The organism is Gordonia sp. NPDC003422, assembly GCF_053588675.1.
The window spans coordinates 1-22743 of record NZ_JBSFQL010000019.1 but is presented as its reverse complement, the minus strand read 5'-3'; the positions used below and the strand labels follow the sequence as shown (position 1 = coordinate 22743).

18 protein-coding genes and 1 pseudogene are annotated in these 22743 nt (G+C 66.4%); 7 read left to right on the top strand and 12 right to left on the bottom strand.

Features of this window, described 5'->3' with window-relative positions; all coding sequences use genetic code 11:
• Window positions 1–13 precede the first annotated feature (13 nt).
• From ACWDTF_RS16510 to ACWDTF_RS16485, 6 genes are all read right to left on the bottom strand, one after another.
• Window positions 14–910, bottom strand: coding sequence for a metal-dependent hydrolase (locus ACWDTF_RS16510; protein WP_449754675.1), 897 nt, complete (start codon window positions 908–910; stop codon window positions 14–16).
• A gap of 8 nt (window positions 911–918) precedes the next feature.
• Complete coding sequence (locus ACWDTF_RS16505) at window positions 919–2685, bottom strand: SDR family oxidoreductase (RefSeq protein WP_449754674.1); 1767 nt, start codon at window positions 2683–2685, stop codon at window positions 919–921.
• 65 nt (window positions 2686–2750) lie between these two features.
• A complete protein-coding gene (locus tag ACWDTF_RS16500; protein WP_449754673.1) occupies window positions 2751–4004 on the bottom strand; it encodes a pyridoxal phosphate-dependent aminotransferase in 1254 nt (417 codons plus the stop codon).
• Window positions 4005–4052: 48 nt separating this feature from the next.
• Window positions 4053–4619: a dihydrofolate reductase family protein gene (locus ACWDTF_RS16495; RefSeq protein WP_355276691.1), complete on the bottom strand. Its 567-nt coding sequence runs from the start codon at window positions 4617–4619 to the stop codon at window positions 4053–4055.
• 97 nt (window positions 4620–4716) lie between these two features.
• Window positions 4717–8280 (bottom strand): (Fe-S)-binding protein, encoded by a 3564-nt coding sequence (locus ACWDTF_RS16490; RefSeq protein WP_449754672.1) that lies wholly within the window; start codon window positions 8278–8280, stop codon window positions 4717–4719.
• Between the two features lie 238 nt (window positions 8281–8518).
• The gene (locus ACWDTF_RS16485; RefSeq protein WP_433256672.1) at window positions 8519–9904 is read right to left on the bottom strand and encodes a wax ester/triacylglycerol synthase family O-acyltransferase; all 1386 of its coding nucleotides are present in this window, start codon (window positions 9902–9904) and stop codon (window positions 8519–8521) included.
• A 218-nt stretch (window positions 9905–10122) separates the two neighbouring features.
• Between ACWDTF_RS16485 and ACWDTF_RS16480 the strand changes: the two genes are divergently transcribed.
• A complete protein-coding gene (locus ACWDTF_RS16480) occupies window positions 10123–10635 on the top strand; it encodes a SanA/YdcF family protein (protein WP_355276711.1) in 513 nt (170 codons plus the stop codon).
• A 6-nt stretch (window positions 10636–10641) separates the two neighbouring features.
• Here ACWDTF_RS16480 and ACWDTF_RS16475 read toward each other — a convergent pair whose 3' ends face one another.
• A complete protein-coding gene (locus ACWDTF_RS16475; protein ID WP_449754708.1) occupies window positions 10642–12768 on the bottom strand; it encodes an acyltransferase family protein in 2127 nt (708 codons plus the stop codon).
• A gap of 99 nt (window positions 12769–12867) precedes the next feature.
• Here ACWDTF_RS16475 and ACWDTF_RS16470 point away from each other — a divergent pair, with 99 nt between their 5' ends.
• Complete coding sequence (locus ACWDTF_RS16470) at window positions 12868–14229, top strand: styrene monooxygenase/indole monooxygenase family protein (RefSeq protein WP_449754671.1); 1362 nt, start codon at window positions 12868–12870, stop codon at window positions 14227–14229.
• 931 nt (window positions 14230–15160) lie between these two features.
• Window positions 15161–16090 (top strand): oxidoreductase, encoded by a 930-nt coding sequence (locus tag ACWDTF_RS16465; RefSeq protein WP_433256668.1) that lies wholly within the window; start codon window positions 15161–15163, stop codon window positions 16088–16090.
• 66 nt (window positions 16091–16156) lie between these two features.
• Here ACWDTF_RS16465 and ACWDTF_RS16460 read toward each other — a convergent pair.
• A pseudogene (locus tag ACWDTF_RS16460) lies at window positions 16157–16455 on the bottom strand (GIY-YIG nuclease family protein).
• Window positions 16456–16751: 296 nt separating this feature from the next.
• Here ACWDTF_RS16460 and ACWDTF_RS16455 point away from each other — a divergent pair.
• From ACWDTF_RS16455 to ACWDTF_RS16445, 3 genes are read left to right on the top strand one after another with little or no spacing between them, the layout of a single operon-like run.
• On the top strand, window positions 16752–17192 hold the full coding sequence (locus tag ACWDTF_RS16455; RefSeq protein WP_433256666.1) for a DoxX family protein: 441 nt from the start codon (window positions 16752–16754) through the stop codon (window positions 17190–17192).
• A gap of 8 nt (window positions 17193–17200) precedes the next feature.
• Window positions 17201–17866 carry a nitroreductase family protein gene (locus ACWDTF_RS16450; RefSeq protein WP_433256664.1) on the top strand — a complete coding sequence of 222 codons (666 nt, stop codon included), beginning with the start codon at window positions 17201–17203 and terminating at the stop codon, window positions 17864–17866.
• Entirely contained in the window at window positions 17859–18572 is a 714-nt protein-coding gene (locus tag ACWDTF_RS16445) for a hypothetical protein (protein ID WP_433256662.1), read from the top strand. Before ACWDTF_RS16450 ends, ACWDTF_RS16445 begins: the two co-directional genes overlap by 8 nt.
• A gap of 32 nt (window positions 18573–18604) precedes the next feature.
• Here ACWDTF_RS16445 and ACWDTF_RS16440 read toward each other — a convergent pair whose 3' ends face one another.
• From ACWDTF_RS16440 to ACWDTF_RS16430, 3 genes are read right to left on the bottom strand one after another with little or no spacing between them, the layout of a single operon-like run.
• Window positions 18605–19324, bottom strand: a complete 720-nt coding sequence (locus tag ACWDTF_RS16440; RefSeq protein WP_240857823.1) for a cutinase family protein — start codon at window positions 19322–19324, stop codon at window positions 18605–18607.
• 11 nt (window positions 19325–19335) lie between these two features.
• Window positions 19336–20499, bottom strand: coding sequence for an RNA polymerase sigma factor (locus tag ACWDTF_RS16435; protein WP_240857822.1), 1164 nt, complete (start codon window positions 20497–20499; stop codon window positions 19336–19338).
• Window positions 20496–20903, bottom strand: coding sequence for a YciI family protein (locus tag ACWDTF_RS16430; RefSeq protein WP_240857821.1), 408 nt, complete (start codon window positions 20901–20903; stop codon window positions 20496–20498). The genes ACWDTF_RS16435 and ACWDTF_RS16430 overlap by 4 nt, the downstream gene beginning before the upstream one ends.
• A gap of 154 nt (window positions 20904–21057) precedes the next feature.
• Between ACWDTF_RS16430 and ACWDTF_RS16425 the strand changes: the two genes are divergently transcribed.
• Window positions 21058–21606: an alpha/beta fold hydrolase gene (locus ACWDTF_RS16425; RefSeq protein WP_449754670.1), complete on the top strand. Its 549-nt coding sequence runs from the start codon at window positions 21058–21060 to the stop codon at window positions 21604–21606.
• Here ACWDTF_RS16425 and ACWDTF_RS16420 read toward each other — a convergent pair.
• Complete coding sequence (locus tag ACWDTF_RS16420; RefSeq protein WP_449754707.1) at window positions 21569–22675, bottom strand: DUF2339 domain-containing protein; 1107 nt, start codon at window positions 22673–22675, stop codon at window positions 21569–21571. The two genes, ACWDTF_RS16425 and ACWDTF_RS16420, sit on opposite strands and share 38 nt — an antisense overlap.
• Window positions 22676–22743: the final 68 nt, after the last annotated feature.

Sequence of the window (22743 nt, the reverse complement as noted above, 5' to 3'; positions counted from 1 at the left end):
CGGGCGTTGGGGTTCACTGTGCGTTGCGAGCAGCCGGCGACGATGCCAGGTAGGCGACGGCCTGTGCGGTGGAGCCGATCTCGTCGGGATGGAAACCAGGTCGGAAATAGCTGAAAGTCGACAAGATGATCTTCCACATCTGGGGTAGCACCCCAGCACGTACGCCGCGGAAATACTGATACTTGCGCGCGAACATGTTGTAGTGCAGCGTCTTGTCCTGCTTGGTGATGTACCGGAAGCCTCGATGGACGAGAAACAGAAGTACGGGCAGCGCCAAGAGCATCGCCCGACCCCGACGCAGGTAACTGTCGCCGAAATACACCGCGACATCGTGGGCCACGGCGCGATGCTCCACCTCTTCGGCGCCGTGCCAGGTGAACAAGTCCGTCATGGTCGGGTCGGCGTCGTGCTCCACCCACGTGTTGTTGAGGGCGAAATCACCGAGAAGTGCCGTGTAGTGCTCGAGAGCCGCGATCAACCAGAGTCGTTCGACGAGGTGCTTCTGGCGCGCCGATGCGCTGCCCTTGTCCATGGGGGCGAGGACCTTTCGGAAGATCCACTCGGCCTGGCGGGCGTACGGACGCGGGTCGATACCGTGGTGGTCGAGGAACTCCCAGAGCACGTGGTCGTGTGCCTCGGCGTGCATCGCCTCCTGGCCGATGAAGCCGCGCATGGTGGCGGCCAACTCGTCGTCGGTGACGAGCGGCAGCGCCTCGTTGTAGGTCTGGACGAACCAGCGCTCACCTTCGGGCAGAAGGAGATTGAGCACGCTGACGAAGTTCGACGCCACCGGGTGACCGGGAATCCAGTGCAGCGGCGTATTCGACCAGTCGAAGGTCACGTTGCGGGCGTGCAGTTCGACCGGTCCGGGATCGCAGTCGTGATCGGAGTCGTACGCGTGTGCGGTCATGAGTCCTCCTACCGTGCGACCTTCTGGCGTGCGCCGAACCGTGACAGCCACGGCGCGAATCGGTAGACGCGATAGCCGATCTTGGCCTCGGGGGTCACCGGGACCACGGCCTTGTTGCCGATGATCGCCTTGACGATGTCGCGGGCGACGCGGTCGGGGGTGAAGCCGCGTCGCTGATAGAACGCGTCGAGTCGATTCCGTTGTTCGACTTCGGTTTCGGCGTCGACACCGGCGATCGGTGTCTTCGACACGATGTTCGTGTCGACGATGCCGGGACAGATCGCGCTCACGCCGATGCGATGCTCGGCCAACTCGCCGCGTAGCGACTCGGAGAACAGCAGGACGCCGGCCTTTGCGGCCGAGTAGATACCGAGGTCGCGGGACGGGGTGAAGGCCGCGGCCGACGCGACGTTGACGATCTGCCCGCCGACGCCGCGCGCCACCATCTGACGTCCGAACTCCCGGCTGCCGGTGATGACGCCGCGCAGGTCGACCGCGAGCAGCCGGTCGATCTGTTCGTCGGTGGCATCGAGAACCGAACCGGCAAGCGCGATTCCGGCATTGTTGACCACGATGTCGGGGACGCCGTGCTCGGCGCGGACCTGCTCGGCGAAGGCCACGAAGGCCGCGGTGTCGGAGACGTCGAGCTCGAAGGGCGTCGCCTGTGCGCCGTACGTCTTGGACTCGCGTGCGGTTTCTTCCGCGGACGGGAGGTCGAGGTCGGCGAGAACCAGCTCACAGCCCTCCTCGGCGAGCGCGTACGCGGTCTCCCGACCGATGCCGCTGCCCGCGCCGGTGATCACTGCGAGCTTGCCGGACAACGGCTTGGGCGCACCGAACACTCGGGTGCGATCGACGAGACCGGCCACCGTGGTGTCGCCGGACTGAGCGGCGATGAACTCGCGTGCGGTCCTCGCCAGGTAATCGGGCCGGGTGAGCGGCAACCAGTGTCCTGTCGGTGTGCGTCGGCGCCAGATGCGTTCGGTGTAGAGGTGGGTGTCGTCGAAGATACTCGGCCGCAGGGCGATATCGCGGTCGTTGATGACCTCGAGGACGGGCACCGCGGTGGGGCGAGGTTCGGGATTGCGCAACTTGGGCCGAATGTTGGCTCGGTACAGACGAAGTCCCGAGACCATGTCCTCGCGCAGGGTCGGCGCGAAGGTGGCGTTCTCCCGGGGCGTGCCGTCGACCCGATGGAGGAACTCGCCCCACAGGCGCGGTGAACCGGTCAGCTGGAAGAACACCTTCGGAACCACCGGCAACTGGAAGATCGCCGTGTAGGCCGACGAGCCGCTCTGTGCCAGCGCTTTGGCCAGGTTGCGGGGTGTCGGCCGACTCAGGTTCTTGCGTGCCCATGCCCCGAGGTAGTCGAGGTTGGGACCGGACACCGATACGAACGATGCGATCCGGCGCTCGGCTCCGGGCCGGGTGACGGCCTCCCAGGAGATCACCGAACCCCAGTCGTGGGCGAGGACGTGGACTCCTACGTCGGGGCTCACCGCGTCGGCGACCGCGAACAGGTCGTCGGCCATCTCGCTGAGGCGATAGGGTGCGTCGCCGGTCGGGCGATCGCTCTCGCCGAATCCGCGGCAATCGTAGGCGACGACGTGGAAGTCCTCGGCCAGCTGCGGCGCTACGTGCGTCCAGAGGTGGTGGCTGTCGGGCCAACCGTGCACCAGGACCACCGTCGGGCGCCCTGGTTCGAGCGTGCCCAACTCGAAAACGGCCAGGTTCACCCCGCCGTTGGTGACAACTCGCTTGCGCCAGTCGACCATGAATCTCCCCTTCGAGTCATCGGATGGGGATAGACGTTACCAACGGTTACAGGAATACTCCAGAGCTATTGGCGGTACGACGACAGGAAGTTGCCGATGCGCTCGATGGCCTCGCCCAGGTCGCGTGACCAGGGGAGGGTCACGATGCGGAAGTGGTTGTGGTCGTCGAGGTTGAAGCCGGTGCCCTGCACGACGAGGATCTTCTCCTGCAGCAGCAGGTCCTGGACGAACAGTTCGTCGTTGTGGATCTCGTGGACCTCGGGGTCGAGGCGCGGGAACGCGTACAGCGCGCCCATCGGCTTCACGCAGCTCACGCCGGGGATCTCGTTGAGCTTCTCCCAGGTGACGTTGCGCTGCTCGAACAGGCGACCGCCGGGCGCGACGAGCGCCTCGATGCTCTGGTACCCGCCGAGCGCCACCTGGATGGCGTGCTGGCCGGGCACGTTGGAACACAATCGCGTCGACGCCAGGATGCCGAGACCCTCGATGAAACCGGTCGCATGATCCTTGGGGCCGGTGATGACCACCCAACCGGCGCGGTATCCGCACACCCGGTAGGCCTTGGACAGGCCGTTGAAGGTGAGGCACAGCAGATCCGGGGCGAGCGACGCGACATTCACGTGCTCGGCGTCGTCGTAGAGGATCTTGTCGTAGATCTCGTCGGCGAGAATCAGCAGCGAGTGTTCGCGTGCAAGGTCGACGAGTTGCTCGAGCACCTCACGCGAGTACACCGCCCCGGTGGGGTTGTTGGGGTTGATGATGACGATCGCCTTGGTGCGCTCGGTGATCTTCGACGCGATATCTGCGATGTCGGGGTTCCAGCCGTTGTCCTCGTCGCACTTGTAGTAGACCGGACGCCCGCCCGACAGCGTGGTCATGGCGGTCCACAGCGGATAGTCGGGGGCCGGGATGAGCACCTCGTCGCCGTCGTTGAGCAGCGCCTGCATGGTCATCGTGATGAGCTCCGACACCCCGTTGCCGAGGATGACGTCATCGACGTCGAAGTACGGGAAGTCGGGGATGAGCTCGTAGCGCGTGACGACGGCGCGGCGGGCCGAGAGCACACCCGCCGACTCCGAATAGCCCTGCGAGTACGGCAGTGCGTGGATCATGTCGCGCATGATCACGTCCGGCGCCTCGAACCCGAACAGGGCCGGGTTGCCGATGTTGAGCTTGAGGATGCGATGCCCCTCGGCCTCCAGTCGCGCCGCGTGCGCGTGCACGGGTCCCCTGATCTCGTAGCACACGTTCTGCAGCTTCAGGGACTGCTCCAGTGGCTTCAGGTTCTGATTCAGGTGCGATACATGTGGCCTACTCACCAGTACATTGTCGCAGCCGCAGGCAAACCGATTCTTCGGTCCCTCCGGTCAGTCGTGCTTTGCCTCATAACGCAGCAGCACGATGCCGCCCGGGAAGGTACGGGTCTCCAGCAGTCGCATGGAGATCCACGACGGCAGCGTCGGGAAGAACGGGAGACCGCCGCCGACCGCGGTGGGCGCGACCACGAGTCGGAATTCGTCGACGAGTCCGGCCTGCACGATCGGTGCGGCCAGCGTCGGACCGGCGACTTCCATCTGGCCGTCGGTCTCGGCCTTGAGCTTCTTCACCACGTCGACGGGGTTCTCCCGTTCCAGGCGTGAGTTCCAGTCGACGGACTCCAGCGTGCTCGAGAACACGACCTTGGGCATGTCGCACCAGACCTGGGCGAAGTCCCGCATTATCGGGGTCGCGTCGGGGTCCTCGTGGACCGTCGGCCAGTGTCCCGACATCAACTCGTAGAGCCGCCGCCCGTAGAACGACAGCTCGGTCTCGCGCTCGAAATCATTCCAGTATTGGTGCAGTTCCTCGCTCGGATCGGACCAGTCGATGCTGCCGTTCGCATCGGCGATGTACCCGTCAAGCGAAACGGTGAAGCCGTAGATGAGTTTGCCCATGCAGATAAGACTGCATCAAAGGACGAAATTCATCGACGAACGTTACGCCGTAGATTTGTGCCACCAGGTGACACAAATCTACGGCGTAGTGCGATCTCTACTTGTGCCCCGGACGCTTCTTGCCCGCGGCGATACCGAATCCCTTGGCCTTCGACGCCCCGACCTCGGCGATGGTGCGACCGTCATCGGGTCCCGCGCCGTTCGACGACGTGCCGTTGGACGACGGGGTCTCGCTTACCTCGGGCGTCTCGGCTGCTTCGGCCTCGGGTGCCTCTGCGACTTCGGGCTCCGGTTCCGGCTCGGGCTCTGGCGTCGGTTCCGGCTCTGGCGTCGGTTCGGGTGCGGCTGCCGGCTTGGGTGCCGCCGATCCTGCACCGCCCGGACGCTTCTTGCCCGCGGCCATGCCGAAGCCCTTGGCCTTACCCGGCTTGTGCTCGGTCAAAGCGGTTGCCGCACCGGCAGTTTCGGCCACCTCGGACTCGGGCGTGGCCTCCGCGACCTCCGGCTCTGGGGTCGACTCCGGCTCGGCGGGCGCACTTTCCGGTGCTGCCGCCGCGGCCGGCTTGGGTGCCGCCTTGCCGATGCCCCCTGGTCGCTTCTTGCCCGCGGACATGCCGAATCCCTTGGCCTTGCCGGGCTTCTCCTCGCTGACCGCCGCCGCGCTGCTCACTTCGGCAACAGGTTCGGCCTCTGCGGTCTCGGCTGCGGCAGGCGCAGTTTCGGCCGCTGCGGATTCTGCCGCAGGCTTGGCAGCCGGTGCCGCCTTGCCAATCCCGCCGGGGCGCTTCTTACCCGCGGACATCCCGAATCCCTTGGCTTTGCCAGGCTTTTCCTCGCTGACGGCAGCCGTTGCGGTGTCGGCGGTCGGCTCGGCGTCCGCAGCGGACTCCGACACCTGGCTTTCGGCCGGGGCGGTGACACCCGCAGCAGGAGCCGCAGCACCCGGCTTCTTGGCACCTGGACGCTTTGCAGCGCCCATGCCGAAGCCCTTGGCTTTCGCCGGTTTCGGTTCCGCCGCCGATTCGACCGCTTCCGACGACTCTGCCTCGGCGGGCGCCGGAGCAGCCGATCCGGCGTCTGTCTTGGCGGCACCGGGCTTCTTCGCCTTGGCGCCCATGCCGAATCCCTTGGCGGCGGGCTTCTTCTCGGCGGCGGGAGCGGCTTCTGCCGGTGCCTCTGCTGGTGCGGCCTTTGCGGCTGCGGAACCCGGCTTCTTGCCACCCTTCATGCCGAGGCCGACCTTGGCCTTCGGCTTCGACCCGGCCTCCGCGGCCGGTGCGGCGGCCGCAGCCACCTTCTCGGGTTCGGGCTCTGGTTCCGGCTCTGGTTCGGGAGCGGCCGGTCGCGGTCCGAGGAAGCGTCCGCCCAGCTTGACCTCGGGCGCACCGCGCTTGACCGACTCGAGAAGCATCTGGGCGACGTCGACGACCTCGACCTTGCCCTCGTTCTCGGTGCCGGACGTCCGGGCCGTGACGCCGTCGGTCAGCATGACGCGGCAGAACGGGCAGCCGGTCGCGACCTTGGTGGGTGCCTTGCCGACCTGGTCGCCGAGGGTGTCGAGCGCTTCGTCGACGCGGTCGATGTTGATCCGCTTGCCGATCTGCTCTTCCATCCACATGCGCGCACCACCGGCGCCGCAGCACATCGACCGTTCGCCGTGACGCGGCATCTCGGTGAGCTGTCCGCCCGCGGCGGCCATCAGCTCACGCGGCGCGTCGTAGACCTTGTTGTGGCGGCCGAGATAGCAGGGGTCGTGGTAGGTGACGCCCTCGCCGAGCGGCGCGACCGGTACCAGCCGCTTCTCCCGCACCAGGCGGTTCAGCAGCTGGGTGTGGTGCACCACTTCGTATTTCCCGCCCACTTGGGGATACTCGTTGCCGAGAGCGTTGAAGCAGTGCGCACACGTGACGACGATCTTCTTGCGCTGTTCGGGGGCCGTGGAGAACACCTCGTCGAACATCGCGATGTTCTGCTGCGCCAGCATCTGGAACAGGAACTCGTTGCCCGCGCGTCGGGCCGAGTCACCGGTACAGGTCTCGCCCTCACCGAGGACGAGGAAGTTCACGGCTGCGACGTCGAGCAGTTCGGCGACGGCCTTGGTGGTCTTCTTCGCGCGGTCCTCGTATGCGCCGGCACAGCCGACCCAGAACAGGTACTCGAAGCCCTCGAACGACTCGACGTCCTTGCCGAAGACCGGGATGTCGATGTCGATCTCGTCGATCCAGTTGGTGCGGGCCGAGCTGTTCTGGCCCCACGGGTTGCCTTTGTTCTCCAGGTTCTTGAACATGCCCGCGAGTTCGGTCGGGAAGTCTGACTCGATGAGCACCTGGTAGCGGCGCATGTCGAGGATGTGGTCGACGTGTTCGATGTCGACGGGGCACTGTTCGACGCAGGCGCCACAGGTGGTGCAGCTCCACAGGGTCTCGGTGTCGATGACCGCTCCGAGCGCCTCGGGATCGAACGCACCCTCCTCGGCGACAATGCCCTCGCCACCGCCGAGCGCACCCTTGGATTCACCGACGAGCTTGCGGGCGGCCTCGGCGCGAGCGGCCTCGGGGATGGCGTTCAGCTTGTCCTCGAGCACATTTCCGTCGGCGTCGACGAGACCCACCTCGTCGCCGCCCATGTCCTTGCGACCACCGGCCAGCAGGTAGGGCGCCTTGGCGTAGCCGTGGTCGCGCAGCGACATGATCAGCAGCTTGGGCGACAGCGGCTTACCGGTGTTCCACGCCGGACACTGCGACTGGCATCGACCGCACTCGGTACACGTGGTGAAGTCGAGCCAGCCCTTCCAGGAGAAGTCCTCGATCTTGCCCGCACCGAACGCGTCGACGTCGGGGTCGGCGGTCTCCATGTCGAGAATCACGCCATTGCTCATCATCGGCTTGGCCGCACCCAGTGCGACGCCACCGTCGGCCTCGCGCTTGAAGTAGATGTTCGGGAATGCCGAGAAGCGGTGCCATGCGACACCCCAGTTGATGTTCCGGCCGACCACCGCGAGCCACACCATGCCGCTCATCAACTTGATCACCGCGAAGATCGACACCAGCGTCGGGGAGGCGGGCAGGATCTTGGCGACCTGCATGGTGAAGAAGTCGGAGTATGGGTCGCTGTGGTGATACGTCGCGATCTTCGACGCCTTCACCATGATCATGCCGAGACCCTCGAGCAGCACCACGATCTCGACGAAGTAGGCGGCGCCGAACCGGGAACCGGAGAAGCGCGAGATCCGCTCGGGCACGCGCGGATGGTTGAGCTGGCGGATCACGATCAGCGTCATGATGCCCACGACGGTCCCGATGCCGAGCAACTCGTCCCACAGGTGCCAGATGAACCAGTCGCCGAACACCGGCCAGTGGAACTCCGGGTTGATGGACTGGCCGTACGCCTCGAACCACAGCAAGAAGCCGCCGAGGAAGCCGATCATCACCAGCCAGTGCGCCCAGCCGACGGTCCGGAACTTCGTCATCCGCGTGTGGGCGATGAACTCCTTGATCATCGTGCCCAGGCGTGGCAGCAGCGGCCAGAAGCGTGCGCTGTCCACGCGTTGGCCCTGCGAGATGGTGCGGAACATTCGCCAGACGCCGCTGAGGAACAAAGCCCAACAGAACAGGCTGATGACGGCGGCCGTCGTGCCGATGGCAATCGTGGTGGCTGTCACGGGCGCGTACCGGCCTTTCTCCTAGGTCGTCCGCCGCCGTGGTTCGCGCTGTGCGCAGGGCTGATGCACCACTGGTCGACGGTGTACTACAGGTAACCGTAAATCCTCGCGCCCCCGGCGCGCTGCCAAGGATGACCTAACTAACGTTCTGTCGGGCGAGACATGTTACCCAGATAATACTCACGAGTAACTTACTGTCTAGTCAGGTTGAGGCCCGCTGGGTGTGTCGATCGCCACCTCAGGGCTTGGTCGACGCCACTTTTTCCAGTTCTTCCAGAGATGTGTCGAGATGGGTCAGCAGGCGCTGCAGGCTCGGCAACTGGGCGCGTGCGCCGATCAGCCCGAAGTTGATGTGCTCGGCGGTGCTGGTCACGGTGATGTTCAGGGCCAGACCCTCCATGGGGATCGACACCGGGTACACGCCGTCGAGCCGTGCGCCGTTCCAGTACAGATGCTCCTTGGGGCCCGGCACGTTGCTGATGATGATGTTGAACTGCGGCGGCGTGTATTGCACGACACCCGGGATGGTCGCGAAGGCGAGCGGTGCGAAGTTCGCCGCGCCGAGCGCGAGCGCCTGCAGCGGACGCAGGCCCCGGATCACCTCTTTGCTCTTGCGGGTCGACGCGACGATGGATCGGAGTCGCCGCTCGGGATCGGGCTGGTCGGTGGCCAGGCTGACGAGGATCCCGCTGACCGCGTTGCCGTCCTTGTCGTCGTCGGTGTGCATCGACACCGGCACCGACGCGACGAGCGGCTTGTCCGGCAGCGCGTCGTGATCGATGAGGTAGGCGCGCAGGGCTCCGGCGCACATGGCCACGACGACGTCGTTGACGGTGATCTGCATCTCCGACGCGACGGTGCGGATGCGGCTGATCTCCCATTGCTGTGCGGCGAATCGCCGGGCGCTGCCGATGGCCACGTCCAGGATCGTGCGCGGCGCGGTGAGTCCGGGTGCGACGAAATCGGGGTCGGTCATGCCGGTGAGCGCGACCTTCGCCGCGGCGGGTGCCATGCCCGCTATCTGGCCTGCGACATCGAAGACTCCGCCGATCCGCGACGCGATGCTGGGGCTCGGTCGGGCAGGCCGACGCTTGCGGCGGTTGACCAGTTCCGGGTCCCAGGGTGCGCTGCCGTTGCGGTCGTCGGGATCGTTGGACAGCGTGCGTTCGAGCAGTCGTAGCGCCGACACGCCGTCGACGAGTGAGTGATGGAGCTTGGAGTACAGGGCGACCCGACCGTCCTCGAGGCCTTCGATCACGTGGAACTCCCACATCGGCCGGAAGCGGTCGAGCAGGGCGCCGTGGTTGAGCGACACGTAACGCAGCAACTCGAGGATCCGGCCCGGTCGGGGCAGCACCGTGCGTCGGACGTGGTAGTCGAAGTCGATGTCGTCGTCGTAGGACCACGCCACATGGCCGAGCAGCGTCACCGGCGACGCCGGACGCTTCCGGAACATCGGATGGACGTCCTTGCATTGGTGGAACGTCGCGAAGATCTCCTCGGCGAGTTCGGTCGCCGACTGACCTTCGGGAGGCACGAACAGTTGGAGGCCGCCCACATGCATGGGTTGCTCGCGAGTCTCGGCAATCAGGAACATCGATTCCGTGACGGGCATATACGGCATCGCTCGACCTCACTTTCGCGATGCTGTGTGACCCCCGGCACACATGGGCTGCTGATTGCTTCAGTATCGTCCCGGCAGTGCACAGAGGTGGTCGCTATCGGGCAACTGATAGGTGTTTCACAGTCCGAGGTTTCGGGGTTCTCGGGGGTTTCGGGCGTGCGGCGGTGCTCGTCGGACTGGTCGTGGTCGAACTGATCGTCACGGTGGCGGCCACCTGGATGTACGTCGCGTCGGTCGGGCGGATCTTCGACGCCGACGAATTCGCGGGTCCGCGCACGGCGCTGGTGCTCGGATCACTCGTCGACGACGGCGAACCCGGCGACTACGTCCGCGGCCGGCTCGACACCACTCTTGCTCTCTACCGGTCGGGCAAGACGGACCGAATCATCAATTCCGGCAACGGCTCTGCCGAGGCCGGCAACGAACCGGCCGTGATGCGCGCGTATCTCCAGGAGCGTGGGGTGCCGGCCGCCGACATCGTCGACGATCCAGCGGGATTCGACACCGAGGCGAGTTGTCGGCGCGCACACGACGTGTTCGGTGAACGGGAAATGGTCGTCGTCACCCAGGACTTCCACCTTGCGCGGGCGATTGCACTGTGTCGCGACCGCGGAGTCGACGCCGTCGGGGTGAACGCCGAATGCCCTTGTCCGACATGGACTATCGTCCGCAACCACGTCCGCGAACTGTTCTTCGCGCAGCCGCGGGCGTTGTTGTCGATCGTCGGTTGACCCGGTTCACCACCAACGCAACGACCGTTGCAGGTCCGTTTCCAGCTGCGGGATGAAGCTCCGGATGTAGGTGGCCGTCAGGTGGTGGAAGTCGCGGTACACGACGATGTTGCCGACCACCGCGGGGCAATAGGTGTCGTTGCAGATGCCGTCGGTGTAGTCGAGGAAGGTCATGTTCGGATACTTGCCCGCGATGGCGATCGTCGGGTCGACCGGCGACATCGCACGATCCCGGTCGACGCCGCACACCTGCGGCTTGCGGCCGGTCGCCAAACACTCCGGCGGCTTGAGTTTTGCACTCACCCAAGGGTTGTCGCGCAGGGCGATAACTCGTTGGCCGCGGTCGCGGAACTGCGCGAAGATCTCCTCATAGTCGGACGGTACGTAGTCGCCCGGGCCTTCTTCGGCCGGGCGGGTGCTGTTGGTGAACACCACGTCGGGCTTGTCGACGGCGAGTTGCGCCATCACGCGCCGCGACCATTCGTTGCATTCGGGGTACTTGCGGCCGAACCAGGTGTAGACGTGCGATGTGGTCAGCGCGCACCCGACGCGCAGGTAGGTCTTGATCCTGAAGTGGTACCGCTGGCCGATGATGTTGAGTGCGTCGATCCACTGGTCCGCGTGGGAGCCGCCGACGAGCGCGATGGTGCGGGTGGCGGTCGGGTCGCCGTAGACGCCCGAGCGGATGCGGTCGGGAGCGTCGGTGAACTGTCCGGTGACCGAATCCTCCCAGGTGATCGGCCAATCCTTCGGCGCCAGTTCGGGACTCGGCTGCATGGGGACGTTCGGCACGCCCGCGTCGTACAGGTAGGCGCGTGCTCCGGGATAGAGGCGCGGGTCGAGATTCAACGTGTCGACCGTGGCGTTGGCGGCGTCGCGCTGCCAGATGGCGACGGTCGCCGCGCTCACGACGGTCGCGGCGACGAGCGCCAGCACCAGGATGCGTCGGTACTGCTTCGAGCCGCCGCCGCGTCCGGACCGCAGCGGTGCTTCGACGAATCGTGTGGTCGCCCACGCGAGTACCACCGAGACCGCGAGAATCCCGGTGCCCTCGAGCCACGACACGTCGTCCTGGTAGCGCCAATTCAGGTAGAAGATCAGCAGCGGCCAGTGCCAGAGATACAGCGCGTACGCGATCGATCCCAGCCACACCAGACGGGGGTGGGCCAGTGCGCGGCTGGTCGGGGTCGGCCCGGTGGCGGTGGCCGCGGTCTGCGGCGAGCCGACCCAGATCAGCAGCAGCGTCGCACCGACCGGTACCAGCGCCCAGGCCGCCGGATATTGCGCCACACCGACGATCCACCAGCCGCACGTCACGATGAGCAACAGTGCGCCGACGCCGAGCCAGGTGCGCAGGCGCTGCGGTAGTGCGAGCCGAGGCATCCACACCGCGAGAAGGCCACCGGCCAACGGCTCCCAGAGTCGTGCGACGGTGTCGTAGTAGTTGAACGGCTGGTTGATGCCATGCCGGTATTGAGCCCACGCCAGCGAGAAGAGTGCGACGACGGCCAGTGTGCCGCCGACGATCCCGCGGATCACCGTCGGCCGTCGAAGTACCTCGAAGCGTCGCGCCAGTGCCTTCAGCAGCCCGCCCAGGAGGAGTGCGCACACCATGGTGATGACGAAGAACTGGCCCTGCATCGACATCGACCACAGGTGCTGCATCGGGCTGATCGCGGAATCGGCCGCGGCGTAGTCCTGCGACTGAAGCGCCAGGTGCCAGTTCTGGTAGTAGAGCGCGCTGGCCTGCACCTCGGCGCCGAGCGGGCCCCACCGGGTCTTGGGCATCACCAGCGCGATCAGCAACGTGACGACGGCCAGAACGAGGAAGAGCGCGGGGATGAGTCGTCGGAACAGGCGCCACAGGCGGGGGCCGGGATTGATGGCCCGATTCCACGACACCGACGCCGGCTGCGTCGCGATGACGTGTTTGAGCAACGACGCGACAAAGAAGTAGCCGGACAGCGTCAGGAAGACGTCGACTCCGCCGGACACCCGGCCAAACCAGACGTGGAAGATGGCGACCAGCGCGATCGCGATTCCGCGCAGCCCGTCGAGGTCGAGCCGGTAGCCCGACGTGTTGCCGGTCGCGGCGTCCTCGTTGGGCGTCGCGACCGACTTCTCATCGGTCATGGGCGTGCGCACAGCCGGAATCGTACTGCGTCTAACCCTCCCCGCCGGGCCACGGCACCGGCACGCTGTGCGCGGACCACAACGTGAGGGAGAAACATCATGACAGCAGACAGCCGTCGCAAGGTCGCGATCGTCGGCGCGGGACTGGCCGGAACCAGTGCCGCGCTCGGATTCGCCGACGCCGGATTCGACGTGACGCTCTACAGCGACCGCGACCGCGCATCGCTGCGCAACGAGGTGCCGCCTACCGGTGTCGGCGTGCTGTTCGGCAAGTCGCGCGAATGGGATGCCGAGATCATCGACGATCTGTACGAGGTCGGTAACACCACCGGTATCAGCGTTCGCCTGCACTCCGGCAGTGGCGACGAGCGGGCCGACGTGCTCGAGTTCAACCCCGACTACGGCTATGTCGCCCAGGCCGTCGATCTTCGCCTGCGTGCCGACGACCGGCTCGGGCGCTTCCTGGACCGCGGGGGTCGGTTCTCGGTGGAGTCCGTCGACCTCGACCGTCTCGACGCGATCGCCGCCGACGCCGACATCACTCTGGTCGCCACCGGCAAGGGTGGGCTGTCGACCCTGTTCCCCGTCGACGAGTCGCGCACCCACTACCGGGAGCCGCAGCGCCGCCTCCTGCAGGTCACGCTGACCGGGCTCGATCACGGCCCACAGACCTTCGCCTACCGCAGCAGTGAGGGCGGCGGTCATTCGCTGTTCAACCTCGACAGCGAGAACGGCGAGGTCTTCGTCGGACCGTTCCTGCACAAGGACGCCGGTGCCACTTGGTCGTTCATCGTCTTCGCGAAGCCCGACGGTGCCTGGGCGCCCAAGATCGACGACGTGCACGACGCGGCGTCGGCCCGCGCCGCCATCGTCGAGATCTTCGACGAGTACTTCCCGCACGACGCACCGGTCATCGAGAAGCTGCAGGTCATCGAGTCTGACCCGGTGTCGTGGCTCAAGGGTGCGGTGACCCCGACTGTCCGCCAGGCGGTCGCGACGACGCGCGGTGGCCATCCGGTGGCCGCCATCGGTGACACCGCGATCGCCGTCGACCCGGTCGCCGGGCAGGGCGCGCAGAACACGCTGATCCAGGTTGCCGAGTTGGTCAAGGCTGCGGCTGCGCATGACGGTGAGTTCGGCGCCGAGTGGCTCTCCCAGGAGTTCGAAAAGCATTGGGAGCGACGCGGAAAGGCGGCGGTCGAGGTGACGCGCCTGTACCTCGGCGACCCCGATTACGCCACTCACCTCGAACTCTCCTTCCCGGCTGCGGCGGTCGACGAGAAGATCGCGTCGGCTCTCTTCGGCCTGCTGTCGGAGCCCAACCCGCTGCTCACGCTGGAGAGCCGCGACGACGTCCTGGGCTTCATCTCCGCCGTCGCAGGCGAACCGGCCGACGACGTGCTGGGCCGCTTCGAGCCGGCGGGCAGATTCACCTCGGCACCCGCGCCCGTCTCCGCCTGACGGGTTACCGCTCCTGAGCTGAGGTGCGAGTGGCTCCTACCGCTCCCTGACTCGAAGAGGTCGGTGACTAGCGCTCTGACCTGCACATAAGCGTCCACCACCCCACCGCTCTCTGAGGTGCCCGAGGCGCCGGCCGAGGGATGCCTCGAAGGGCAGGTGAACGGGCCACGTCGGCGAGGCGCCGGGCCACTGAAAGTAGGGGAAGGTTCTTCCCCTACTTTCTGCCCCTGCTTGTTGAGTCGTCCGCGAGAAAATTCGCGGGGAGGACTCCAGGGGTAGGGGACGAGTTTCTTCCCCTATTTTTCGTGGATCATCGTCGCCGCGCCGCGCTCCGGCGGACGCTTCCCGCCTCTACGATCGCCGACGAGGTCGGCGGGTGGGTCGCCGATCCAAAGAGTAGTGACAGCCCGCTGAACTGGGGAAATGCAGCCTTCCGAGGAGGCGCCTCGGACACTCCGTGTCCTGTTGGAGAATCTGTGTGCTGCAGCACACGGTTGAGCCGACTCGACGCAGGGTGTGGTCTGAGGCCACCCATGGCACATCACCGCCCAGGGCGGCCTCGGCTTCGGTCTGGCCATGTCCCGCGTCGTCCTGCGAGAACTCGAGTTGAGTTGGAGAACGCGAGTGCTGCAGCACTCGCGTTCCCCAATTCGGCTCCGGTTGTCGCGAGTGCCGGCGGCGCGGATGCTCCGGGGCGACAGGGACCTCGTTTCTGGTCAGGGACCTTCGGAACTGCCGACGGTCCCTGACCGCAAGTGAGGTTTCTGGCGACACGTGCGGTTTCTGCGACGCGGCCGCGCTCTTCCCGCCTCCACCATCGCCGACGACGTCGGCGCGGGTGGGTCGCTGAGGTGCTCGTTTCGTTGACAATGTGATACGAAGTCAGTCGACCGATCGATGATCGGGTCCGGATGGTGGCGAAGGGGCTGACGTGGCGAGATCGGGTTGGACGCTCGCCGATGCTCCACCCCAGACCGGTCGCACCGCGGTCATCACCGGGGCCAACTCCGGCATCGGCCGCGCTGCTGCCATGGGTATGGCCACCCTGGGTGCTCGCGTCGTACTCGCGTGCCGCAACGAGCAGACGGCGACCGCCGCCGCCGCGGACATCGTCGACATGGTGCCGGGAGCCGAGCTGGACGTCGTCACGATCGACCTGTCCGACCAGTCCTCGGTGCGACGCGCGGCAGCAGAGATCATCGACCGACACGACAGCATAGACCTGCTGATCAACAACGCCGGCCTGATGCGTGCGCAACGTGAGCTCACCGTCGACGGTTTCGAAATGGACTTCGGGACAAACTTTCTCGGTCATTTCACGCTGACGGGTCTTCTGCTGCCGAAGGTTTCGGGTGACGGTCGGGTGGTCACGGTCGGCAGTCACGCACACCGCACCGGCGCCATCGACTTCGATGACCTACGGCTCGACCGCGGATTCAGTTCGGCGTCGGCCTATTCCCGTGCCAAGTTGGCGCAGATGCTTTTCGCGTTCGAATTCGACCGGCGGCTGTGGGATGCCAAGTCGGAGATCGCCTCTCTGGCAGCCCATCCCGGCGGGACGCGAACCGGTGTGATGCGCGAGCAGAACCGTTTCCTGCAGTGGGCCTACTTCGCCCCGTCGCTGCGGTGGTTGACCGACCGCTTCATCATGGACCCGCCCGAAGGTGTGCTCTCGATCCTTCGCGCGGCAACTGATCCTCGGGCTATCGGCGGCGAATACTACGGTCCGACAGGACGATTGGGCCTCGCCGGCCCGCCGGCACTCGTGACGCCGTCGGCGCGCGCGCAGGATCGTGCGGTGGCCACGCAGTTGTGGGACGTGGCCGAGGACCTCACCGACGTGCACTATTCCTTTGCCTGATCGAGCCGCCCCATACGCTGATCGAGCCGGGAGCGGGCCGCTAGGCGAGGACCCGTGTCGAGATCACTACTCCGAACCGTACGACTTACCCCGCCGTCGAGACAGTTCCGGTAGCAGGTCGAACCGACCGTTGATCAATGCGATGCGCTTGGCCCGCGACCAGTTCTGGACACGCTTCTCCAGCGCGTACGCCTCTGCGACAGAGGGGCATTCGAGCAAGTACACGAGCCTGACCGGTAGGCGGCTGCTCGTGTACCGCGAGCCGCGTCCACTTTGGTGCTGCTCGAATCGCAGCTCGATATTCCGCGTACTGCCGACATACAGGGTGCGTCAGCGCATTCAAGGATGTACAAGTAGCCGATCATGCACACACTTTGGCGCTTTGGTGCCGGATCGTGGTTCGCTTGTCCACAGGGCTGTGGGCGCGGAAGTGATCTCGACACGACGCCTCGCCTGGCGGCTCGGAGTCGGCTCGATCAGCGTGGGGGGCTCGGAGTCGGCTCGATCAGCGTGGGGCGGCTCGGAGTCGGCTCGATCAGCGGTTGGGTGGCTCGATCAGCGGGGGCGGCTCGATCGGCGGACGAGACTCGCGAAATCTCGGGCAATCCGGTGGGAGGATGATTCCGAATACTCGCCGACGCACAGGACGACAGGAGTTTCGATGCCCGACCTGAAGACACTGATCGCACCCACGACCACACCCCAGTCCCGCGGCCGGATGTTCGCACGCATCGCGCTCGGCGTGGTGCTCGCGCTCGCCGGGATCGGGCACATGACCTTCCAGCGCGACGAGTTCCAGGCTCAGGTGCCCGATTGGGTTCCGCTCGGCAAGGACGCGACCGTGTTGGCGTCCGGTGTCGTCGAGATCGGCTTGGGTGCCGCACTGATTGCGCTGCCCCGACACCGGCGCATCGTGTCGTGGGTGGCCGCTGCCTTCTTCGTCGCGGTATTCCCGGGCAACATCCACCAGTACGTGGCCGGTATCGACGCGTTCGGCCTCGACACTGACACCAAGCGACTGGTTCGCCTGTTCTTCCAGCCGGTCCTGGTGTTGTGGGCGATCGCCGCAGGCGGGGACGGACGCACCAGCGGCAAGGCATAGTTGGGTTCATGGAACTCGACGAGGTGATGAGAACGACCTTCGCGGCGCGAGAGTTCACCGACGATCCAGTGTCCGACGAGGTGCTGTGGCAGATCTTCGACCTCGCGCGGTTCGCTCCCAGCGGCGGCAACCGACAGGGCGGACACGTCGTGGTGATCCGTGATCCCGACACCCGCGCCCGCGTCGCCGAGTTGAGCAAGACAGCGGCTCGACGCTATCTCGCGCAACGCGGCGCCGGTGAGAGTCCGTGGAACCCGGTGCATCCGCCGGGCATCACCCAGCAGGAGATCGCCGAGGTGCCCGGCGTCGACGACTTTGTCGCACCGGTTGGGAAAGCCCCTGTCCTGCTGGTCTTCTCGGTCGATCTCGCGGTGGTGGCGGCCGTCGACCAGAACCTCGATCGGATCGGCGTGGTGAGTGGGGCGTCGGTGTACCCGCTGATCTGGAACACGCTGCTGGCGGCGCGGTCGCTCGGGTACGGTGGCACGTTCACCACGATGGCGGTTGCCGAGGAGCCCGCCATGCGAGAGTTGTTGGGATTACCCGATACTCACGCAATCGCGGCCGTCGTACCCCTCGGCAAGCCGGTGAAACAACTCACCAAGTTGCGACGCCGGCCGGTGGAGGAGTTCGTCACCTGGGAACGGTACGACGGGGCTCCACTGGATGCGTAAGGTCCTCGCGGGCGCGATGCTGACCGCGGCCCTGTTGCTCGGAGCCGTTCCGGCACAACCGGCGCAGGCGTCGCCGTGGGGAACTGTTCGGATCCAGCCGTCGATGGCGGCGTGTGGCGGCACCGACCTCGTGCGGTATGCGCGCTGCGGCGCCGCGTTCACCGAACGCTTCCTGCGTAACCGCGGTGTGGGCGGCGTCGTGCGTGAGACCGTCCTTGTGCAGCAGCCGAGCGTCGGCGTCTGGCCGAGCAGCACCACGGACGGGATCTGTGGTTTCGCTCGGGTGGGTCCCATCGGTCTCGGCCTGCATCACTGTGATCGGCTGACGTTCATCGAGCCCAGGCGGGACGCGAAAATCCTGACCAGCGATGTCCGGGCGATCACCGCGCTCGTGCACGAGTCCGGGCACGGCATTCAGGAACGGGCCGGATTCGACCCGGTCGCCGTCACGCTGTCCGGTGACAACCGGCGACTCTTCCCGCTGGAACAATCCGCCGACTGCTGGTCCGGCGTCGGAATCGCATGGTTCGTCGGCCAACGGATGCTGCCGTCCGCTGTAGTCCGGGAGAGTCGCAGTCTGTTCCGGGAGATAGGCGATCCCGGCCATGGCGCCGGCGAGCAACGGGTCGCCGCGTTCGACGCCGGGCTCCACCGGGGTGCTGCCGCATGTGACACCATCCTCGGAGCGCGTGCCTTCCCGCGCTGAGTTGGCATCGACCAGCGGGCCCTGCACTCAGCTCACAGGCGCCGTGCGACGTAGTTCGCTGCGTCGACCGTCATGCCGTTGACCGCGTACAGGACGTGGAAAACGTTGGGCCCGCCGACCGGTGAGCCGTTGCAGATGGTGTCCGCGGGGATGCAGTACCGGACGGTCTTGTAGCGGTATGCCGGGGCAATCCGGATCGGCGGCGCGCCGACATCGCGGATGAACCGGTCCGACGGCGGACCGAACAGCACCACTGCCGCGATGTTCTTCGACAGGCTGGCCGGCAGCGGCTTGGGTGCGCGGTCGGCGTACTGGCGGTAGCGGGCGGGAACCTCGATGTTGGCCTGCACGGCGTAACCCGCGACCACCGCGCCCTGCGAGTAGCCGCCGAGCACGATCCGGGTGCGCGGGCAGGTCGCCGCGATGTACTTCACCCGATTCTGGGCGTCGCGCACACCGTTCGCGACCGTCTGCGCGAACAGGAGTCGGTTGTTGAACTTGTCGCTCGCGGGGTAGTTGACCCCGTAGACGTTCACCGACTTGCCGGGTAGACGCTGGCGCAAAGCCGCGCCGAACGAGAGTCCGGTGAGCCCGACCGGCGGTGCGGATTCGACGGTGCCGCGCGCGAACACCACCTCGACGTCGGCGCACGGTGCGGCCATCGCCGGCGCATCGGCCACGACGATCGACCCGCCGATGGCCATCGTGAGACCAGAAATCACCAATAGCAGACGCTTGATCATCTGCCTCATGCTATGCAGGGTCAGCGATCCTGGATCCGCTTTCGCGCACATTGCGCAGACTTGCGAGCGAGGTGGTCTCGCTCTGCCTCATTGGTCGCTACCCTCGCCGCGAGAGCGTATTCGGTTGTGGCGGTGTCGAAGTCGCCGATTCTCTCATGTAGGTAGGCCGAGACGGCGGCGTGGCGCGGGACGCCGGGATCCACGTCGGCCAAGGCAGCGAGCCCGGCCGGGGCCCCATCGGCTTCCCCGACGGCGACGGCACGATTGAGTCGGACGACCGGCGAGTCGGTGAGCGCGACCAGTTCGTCGTACCACTCGACGATCTGCACCCAGTCGGTCTCGTCGGCGTTCGGGGCGTCGGCGTGCAGGGCGGCGATCGCGGCCTGCGCTTGATAGGGGCCCAACCGGTCGCGGGCCAGCGCGGACTGCACTATCTCGACACCTTCGGCGATCATCGCGGTGTCCCAGCGGGATCGGTCCTGTTCGGCGAGGGGAATCAGGGCACCCGACGCGCTCATCCGCGCCTCGCGTCGAGCCTGATGGAGCAGCATGAGCGCCAGGAGACCGTCCACTTCGGGTTCGTCGAGCAACTCCGACAACTGGCGCGTCAGGCGAATGGCCTCGGCGGCCAAGTCGAGTTCGCCGCTGTATCCCTCGTTGAAGAGCAGGTACAGCACGTGCAGGACGGTGCTCGCATCACCTGGTTGATCGAGGCGCACCGAACGGAGTCGCTGCTTGGCCCGGCTGATGCGTTGCGCCATCGTCGCCTCCGGCACCAGGTAGGCGTCGGCGATCTGCCGGGTCGTCAGCCCGCCGACGGCGCGCAAAGTGAGCGCGATGGCCGACGACGAGGTCAGTGACGGATGAGCACACAGGAAGTACAGCCACAGCGAGTCATCGGCTCCCGTGATGTCACCGGGTTCGGGCTCTCGTGCGACGCTTTCCTCGCGTGCCGACCGTGAGCCATCACTGCGCACTTGATCCAAGAACTTGCGCCACGCGACGGTGATGAGCCAGGCCTTCGGGTCCCGGGGCCGCTCCCCGGTCTCCAGCGCCCGCACCAGTGCGGACTGCACAGCATCCTCGGCCGACGCGAAGTCTGCTCCGCGCCGGACGAGGATGCCGATCACCGCAGGAACCTGTCCGCTCAATGCGGTGGCACCTGCACGGTCGGGCTCGGTCATTCGGTGATGGTGGGCGGTTCGCTCATCACCGGCCGGAGTTCGAGCCATTCTCCGAGTGGTCGGCCACCGGCCGCGGGGGCCGCCGACAACTGCCCGGCCAGTTCGAGTGCCCGATCGTAGGAATCGACGTCGATCATCATCCAGCCGGCGATCAGATCCTTGGTCTCGGCGAACGGTCCGTCGGTGACCGGTGGACGTCCTTCCCCGTCATAGCGCACCCACACCCCGTCCTCGGCGAGGGCGTTGGCGTCGACGAACTCCCCGGTCTCGACGAGCCGGTCGGAGAAATCGCGCATGAACTGGATGTGCGCCTCCCATTCGTCGGCGGTCCACTGATCTGCGGGGACGTCGTTGGTGGCGGGCTTGCCGCCGCGGTAGTGCTTGAGAAGCAGGTACTTCGCCATTGTTTTCTCCTCTGGTCCGACGCGACCCCTGCGGCCGCGTTCATACCTGAGACGGAGCCGTCGACCCATCCTCTACATCGATGGTGACGAATTCTTCGATGAGTTGTCGCCCGTTGCCGAGTCGACACCTCCGGGGCAGCTCGAAAGGATGATTGTGGCGAGACGATTGCTGTTCATTCACGGTGCGGGCGGCGACCTCGACGACCGACCACTCGCCGAGGAATTCGCCGAGACGCTGGGGATGACGCTCGACTATCCGGTGATCCCGCCCGACGACATGTCGCGGGCCGCGTGGGCCGCGGTCATTCGTCCTGCCGTGGCATCACTGAGTGCATCCGACGTGGTCATCGCCCACTCCTTCGGTGCATCGATGCTGATGCAGGTGCTGTCGGACGATCCGGGAATCGCGGTGCGAGCGGCGGTGCTGCTGGCCATGCCCGATTGGAGCCCGGCCGGTTGGGACATCGCCGAATACGACCTCCGCGATCGGCAGCCGACAGTCCCGCTCGCATTGCACGATTGTCGAGACGATGAGGCTGTGCCGGTTGGGCACTTGAAGCTCAACGCGACCCGACTTCCCCAGGCTCGTCTGTACGAACACGCCGTCGGCGGTCATCAGTTCGACGGGGAAGTCGGGTCGGTCGTCGGCTCACTGGGCCGTGATCTCAACGCTGGGCGACGGAACGGTCGTCGTCGGAGTTGAGCGACTGCGCGTAGGCGACGCCCAGCGACAGCAGTAGCAGTCCGACGACGATGAAGGCGATCACCCGGAACACGCCGTCGAGCGTGGCGAGGTCGAAGAGGAACAGTTTCGCGACGGCCGCACCGATGATCGACAGGCTCACGCTGAGCGTCACGGTGCGTGCACTGCCGCGTTGACGGCGGGCCCACAGCAGACCGGCCGCACCGGTGAGCACCCAGACGATCGTGGCCGCCGCGTGGCCACCCCGGATTCCCGCGTCGCTGCCGCCGCCGATCAGTGCGCCGAGTCCCACGCACAGCAGCGTGACCTGCCACAACGCGGCCACGGTCCCGACCGTCCAGATCGCCTGCAACTGCTCGCCGCCGGCGCCCTGCGCCCACGACCACGCCAGCACGACGATGGCGGCGAGGGTGAGGACCTCGGTGATCAGCATCAGCGCCTGATCGCCGGTCGGCAGCGCATCGGCGAACAGCAGCTGGGGAACAGCACCGGAGAGCAAGGTGCCGGCGAGCGAGATCCCGGTGGCGATCGTCCCGATGACCGCGACGGTGAGGTTCAGGTCCCCTCCGGTGCCCGAAACCTTCCCGACCGCAGCGGCGCAGGCGGTGACAACGGCGATGCCGGCCACGGCGACGGCGAGACCCGCACCCTCGAGGATCGACGCGCAGGCTACGAGGGCGGTGACCGCAGACGTCGCGAGCCACACCACCCGGACGGGAACCGGGACGTCCAGCGGGCGACCGGCGACGGCCAGCGCGAGAAGGATTGCGGCGGTGACGCCTAGCAGCGTCGACGCCAGCGGACCGCCGGTGATGTGCACGGCGCCGAACATCGGGAACACCGTCGCCGACGACGTCAGAGCGAGAATCACCGGGCGAGTCGAGGACCGCATCAGCACCAGCACCGACACGATCGCCAGCACGACGTTGAGCGACGCGGCGATCAGGAAGAACCACCGATCGTCCGACGACCAGGCCACGAGTCCGTACAGAACGGGTAGGGTGCCGACCGCCGTGTTGGTGATGAACATGGCAGTCCAGTTGTGACGAGGCTCAAGGAAGTTCCCCAGGTGTGCTCATTGAAATTCCCCACCTGTGGGCGCTCCTACTGTAGCGACCTTCGGGTTGGCGCGGTGGC

Bases quoted from the DNA above. Each gene is read 5' to 3' on its own strand.
- ACWDTF_RS16505 (WP_449754674.1), bottom strand. From the start codon at position 2,685: ATGGTCGACTGGCGCAAGCGAGTTGTCACCAACGGCGGGGTGAACCTG.
- ACWDTF_RS16445 (WP_433256662.1), top strand. From the start codon at position 17,859: ATGCGTAAGGTCCTCGCGGGCGCGATGCTGACCGCGGCCCTGTTGCTC.
- ACWDTF_RS16450 (WP_433256664.1), top strand. From the start codon at position 17,201: ATGGAACTCGACGAGGTGATGAGAACGACCTTCGCGGCGCGAGAGTTC.
- ACWDTF_RS16470 (WP_449754671.1), top strand. From the start codon at position 12,868: ATGACAGCAGACAGCCGTCGCAAGGTCGCGATCGTCGGCGCGGGACTG.
- ACWDTF_RS16455 (WP_433256666.1), top strand. From the start codon at position 16,752: ATGCCCGACCTGAAGACACTGATCGCACCCACGACCACACCCCAGTCC.
- ACWDTF_RS16475 (WP_449754708.1), bottom strand. From the start codon at position 12,768: ATGACCGATGAGAAGTCGGTCGCGACGCCCAACGAGGACGCCGCGACC.
- ACWDTF_RS16440 (WP_240857823.1), bottom strand. From the start codon at position 19,324: ATGAGGCAGATGATCAAGCGTCTGCTATTGGTGATTTCTGGTCTCACG.
- ACWDTF_RS16510 (WP_449754675.1), bottom strand. From the start codon at position 910: ATGACCGCACACGCGTACGACTCCGATCACGACTGCGATCCCGGACCG.
- ACWDTF_RS16485 (WP_433256672.1), bottom strand. From the start codon at position 9,904: ATGCCGTATATGCCCGTCACGGAATCGATGTTCCTGATTGCCGAGACT.
- ACWDTF_RS16435 (WP_240857822.1), bottom strand. From the start codon at position 20,499: ATGACCGAGCCCGACCGTGCAGGTGCCACCGCATTGAGCGGACAGGTT.
- ACWDTF_RS16480 (WP_355276711.1), top strand. From the start codon at position 10,123: ATGTACGTCGCGTCGGTCGGGCGGATCTTCGACGCCGACGAATTCGCG.
- ACWDTF_RS16495 (WP_355276691.1), bottom strand. From the start codon at position 4,619: ATGGGCAAACTCATCTACGGCTTCACCGTTTCGCTTGACGGGTACATC.
- ACWDTF_RS16430 (WP_240857821.1), bottom strand. From the start codon at position 20,903: ATGGCGAAGTACCTGCTTCTCAAGCACTACCGCGGCGGCAAGCCCGCC.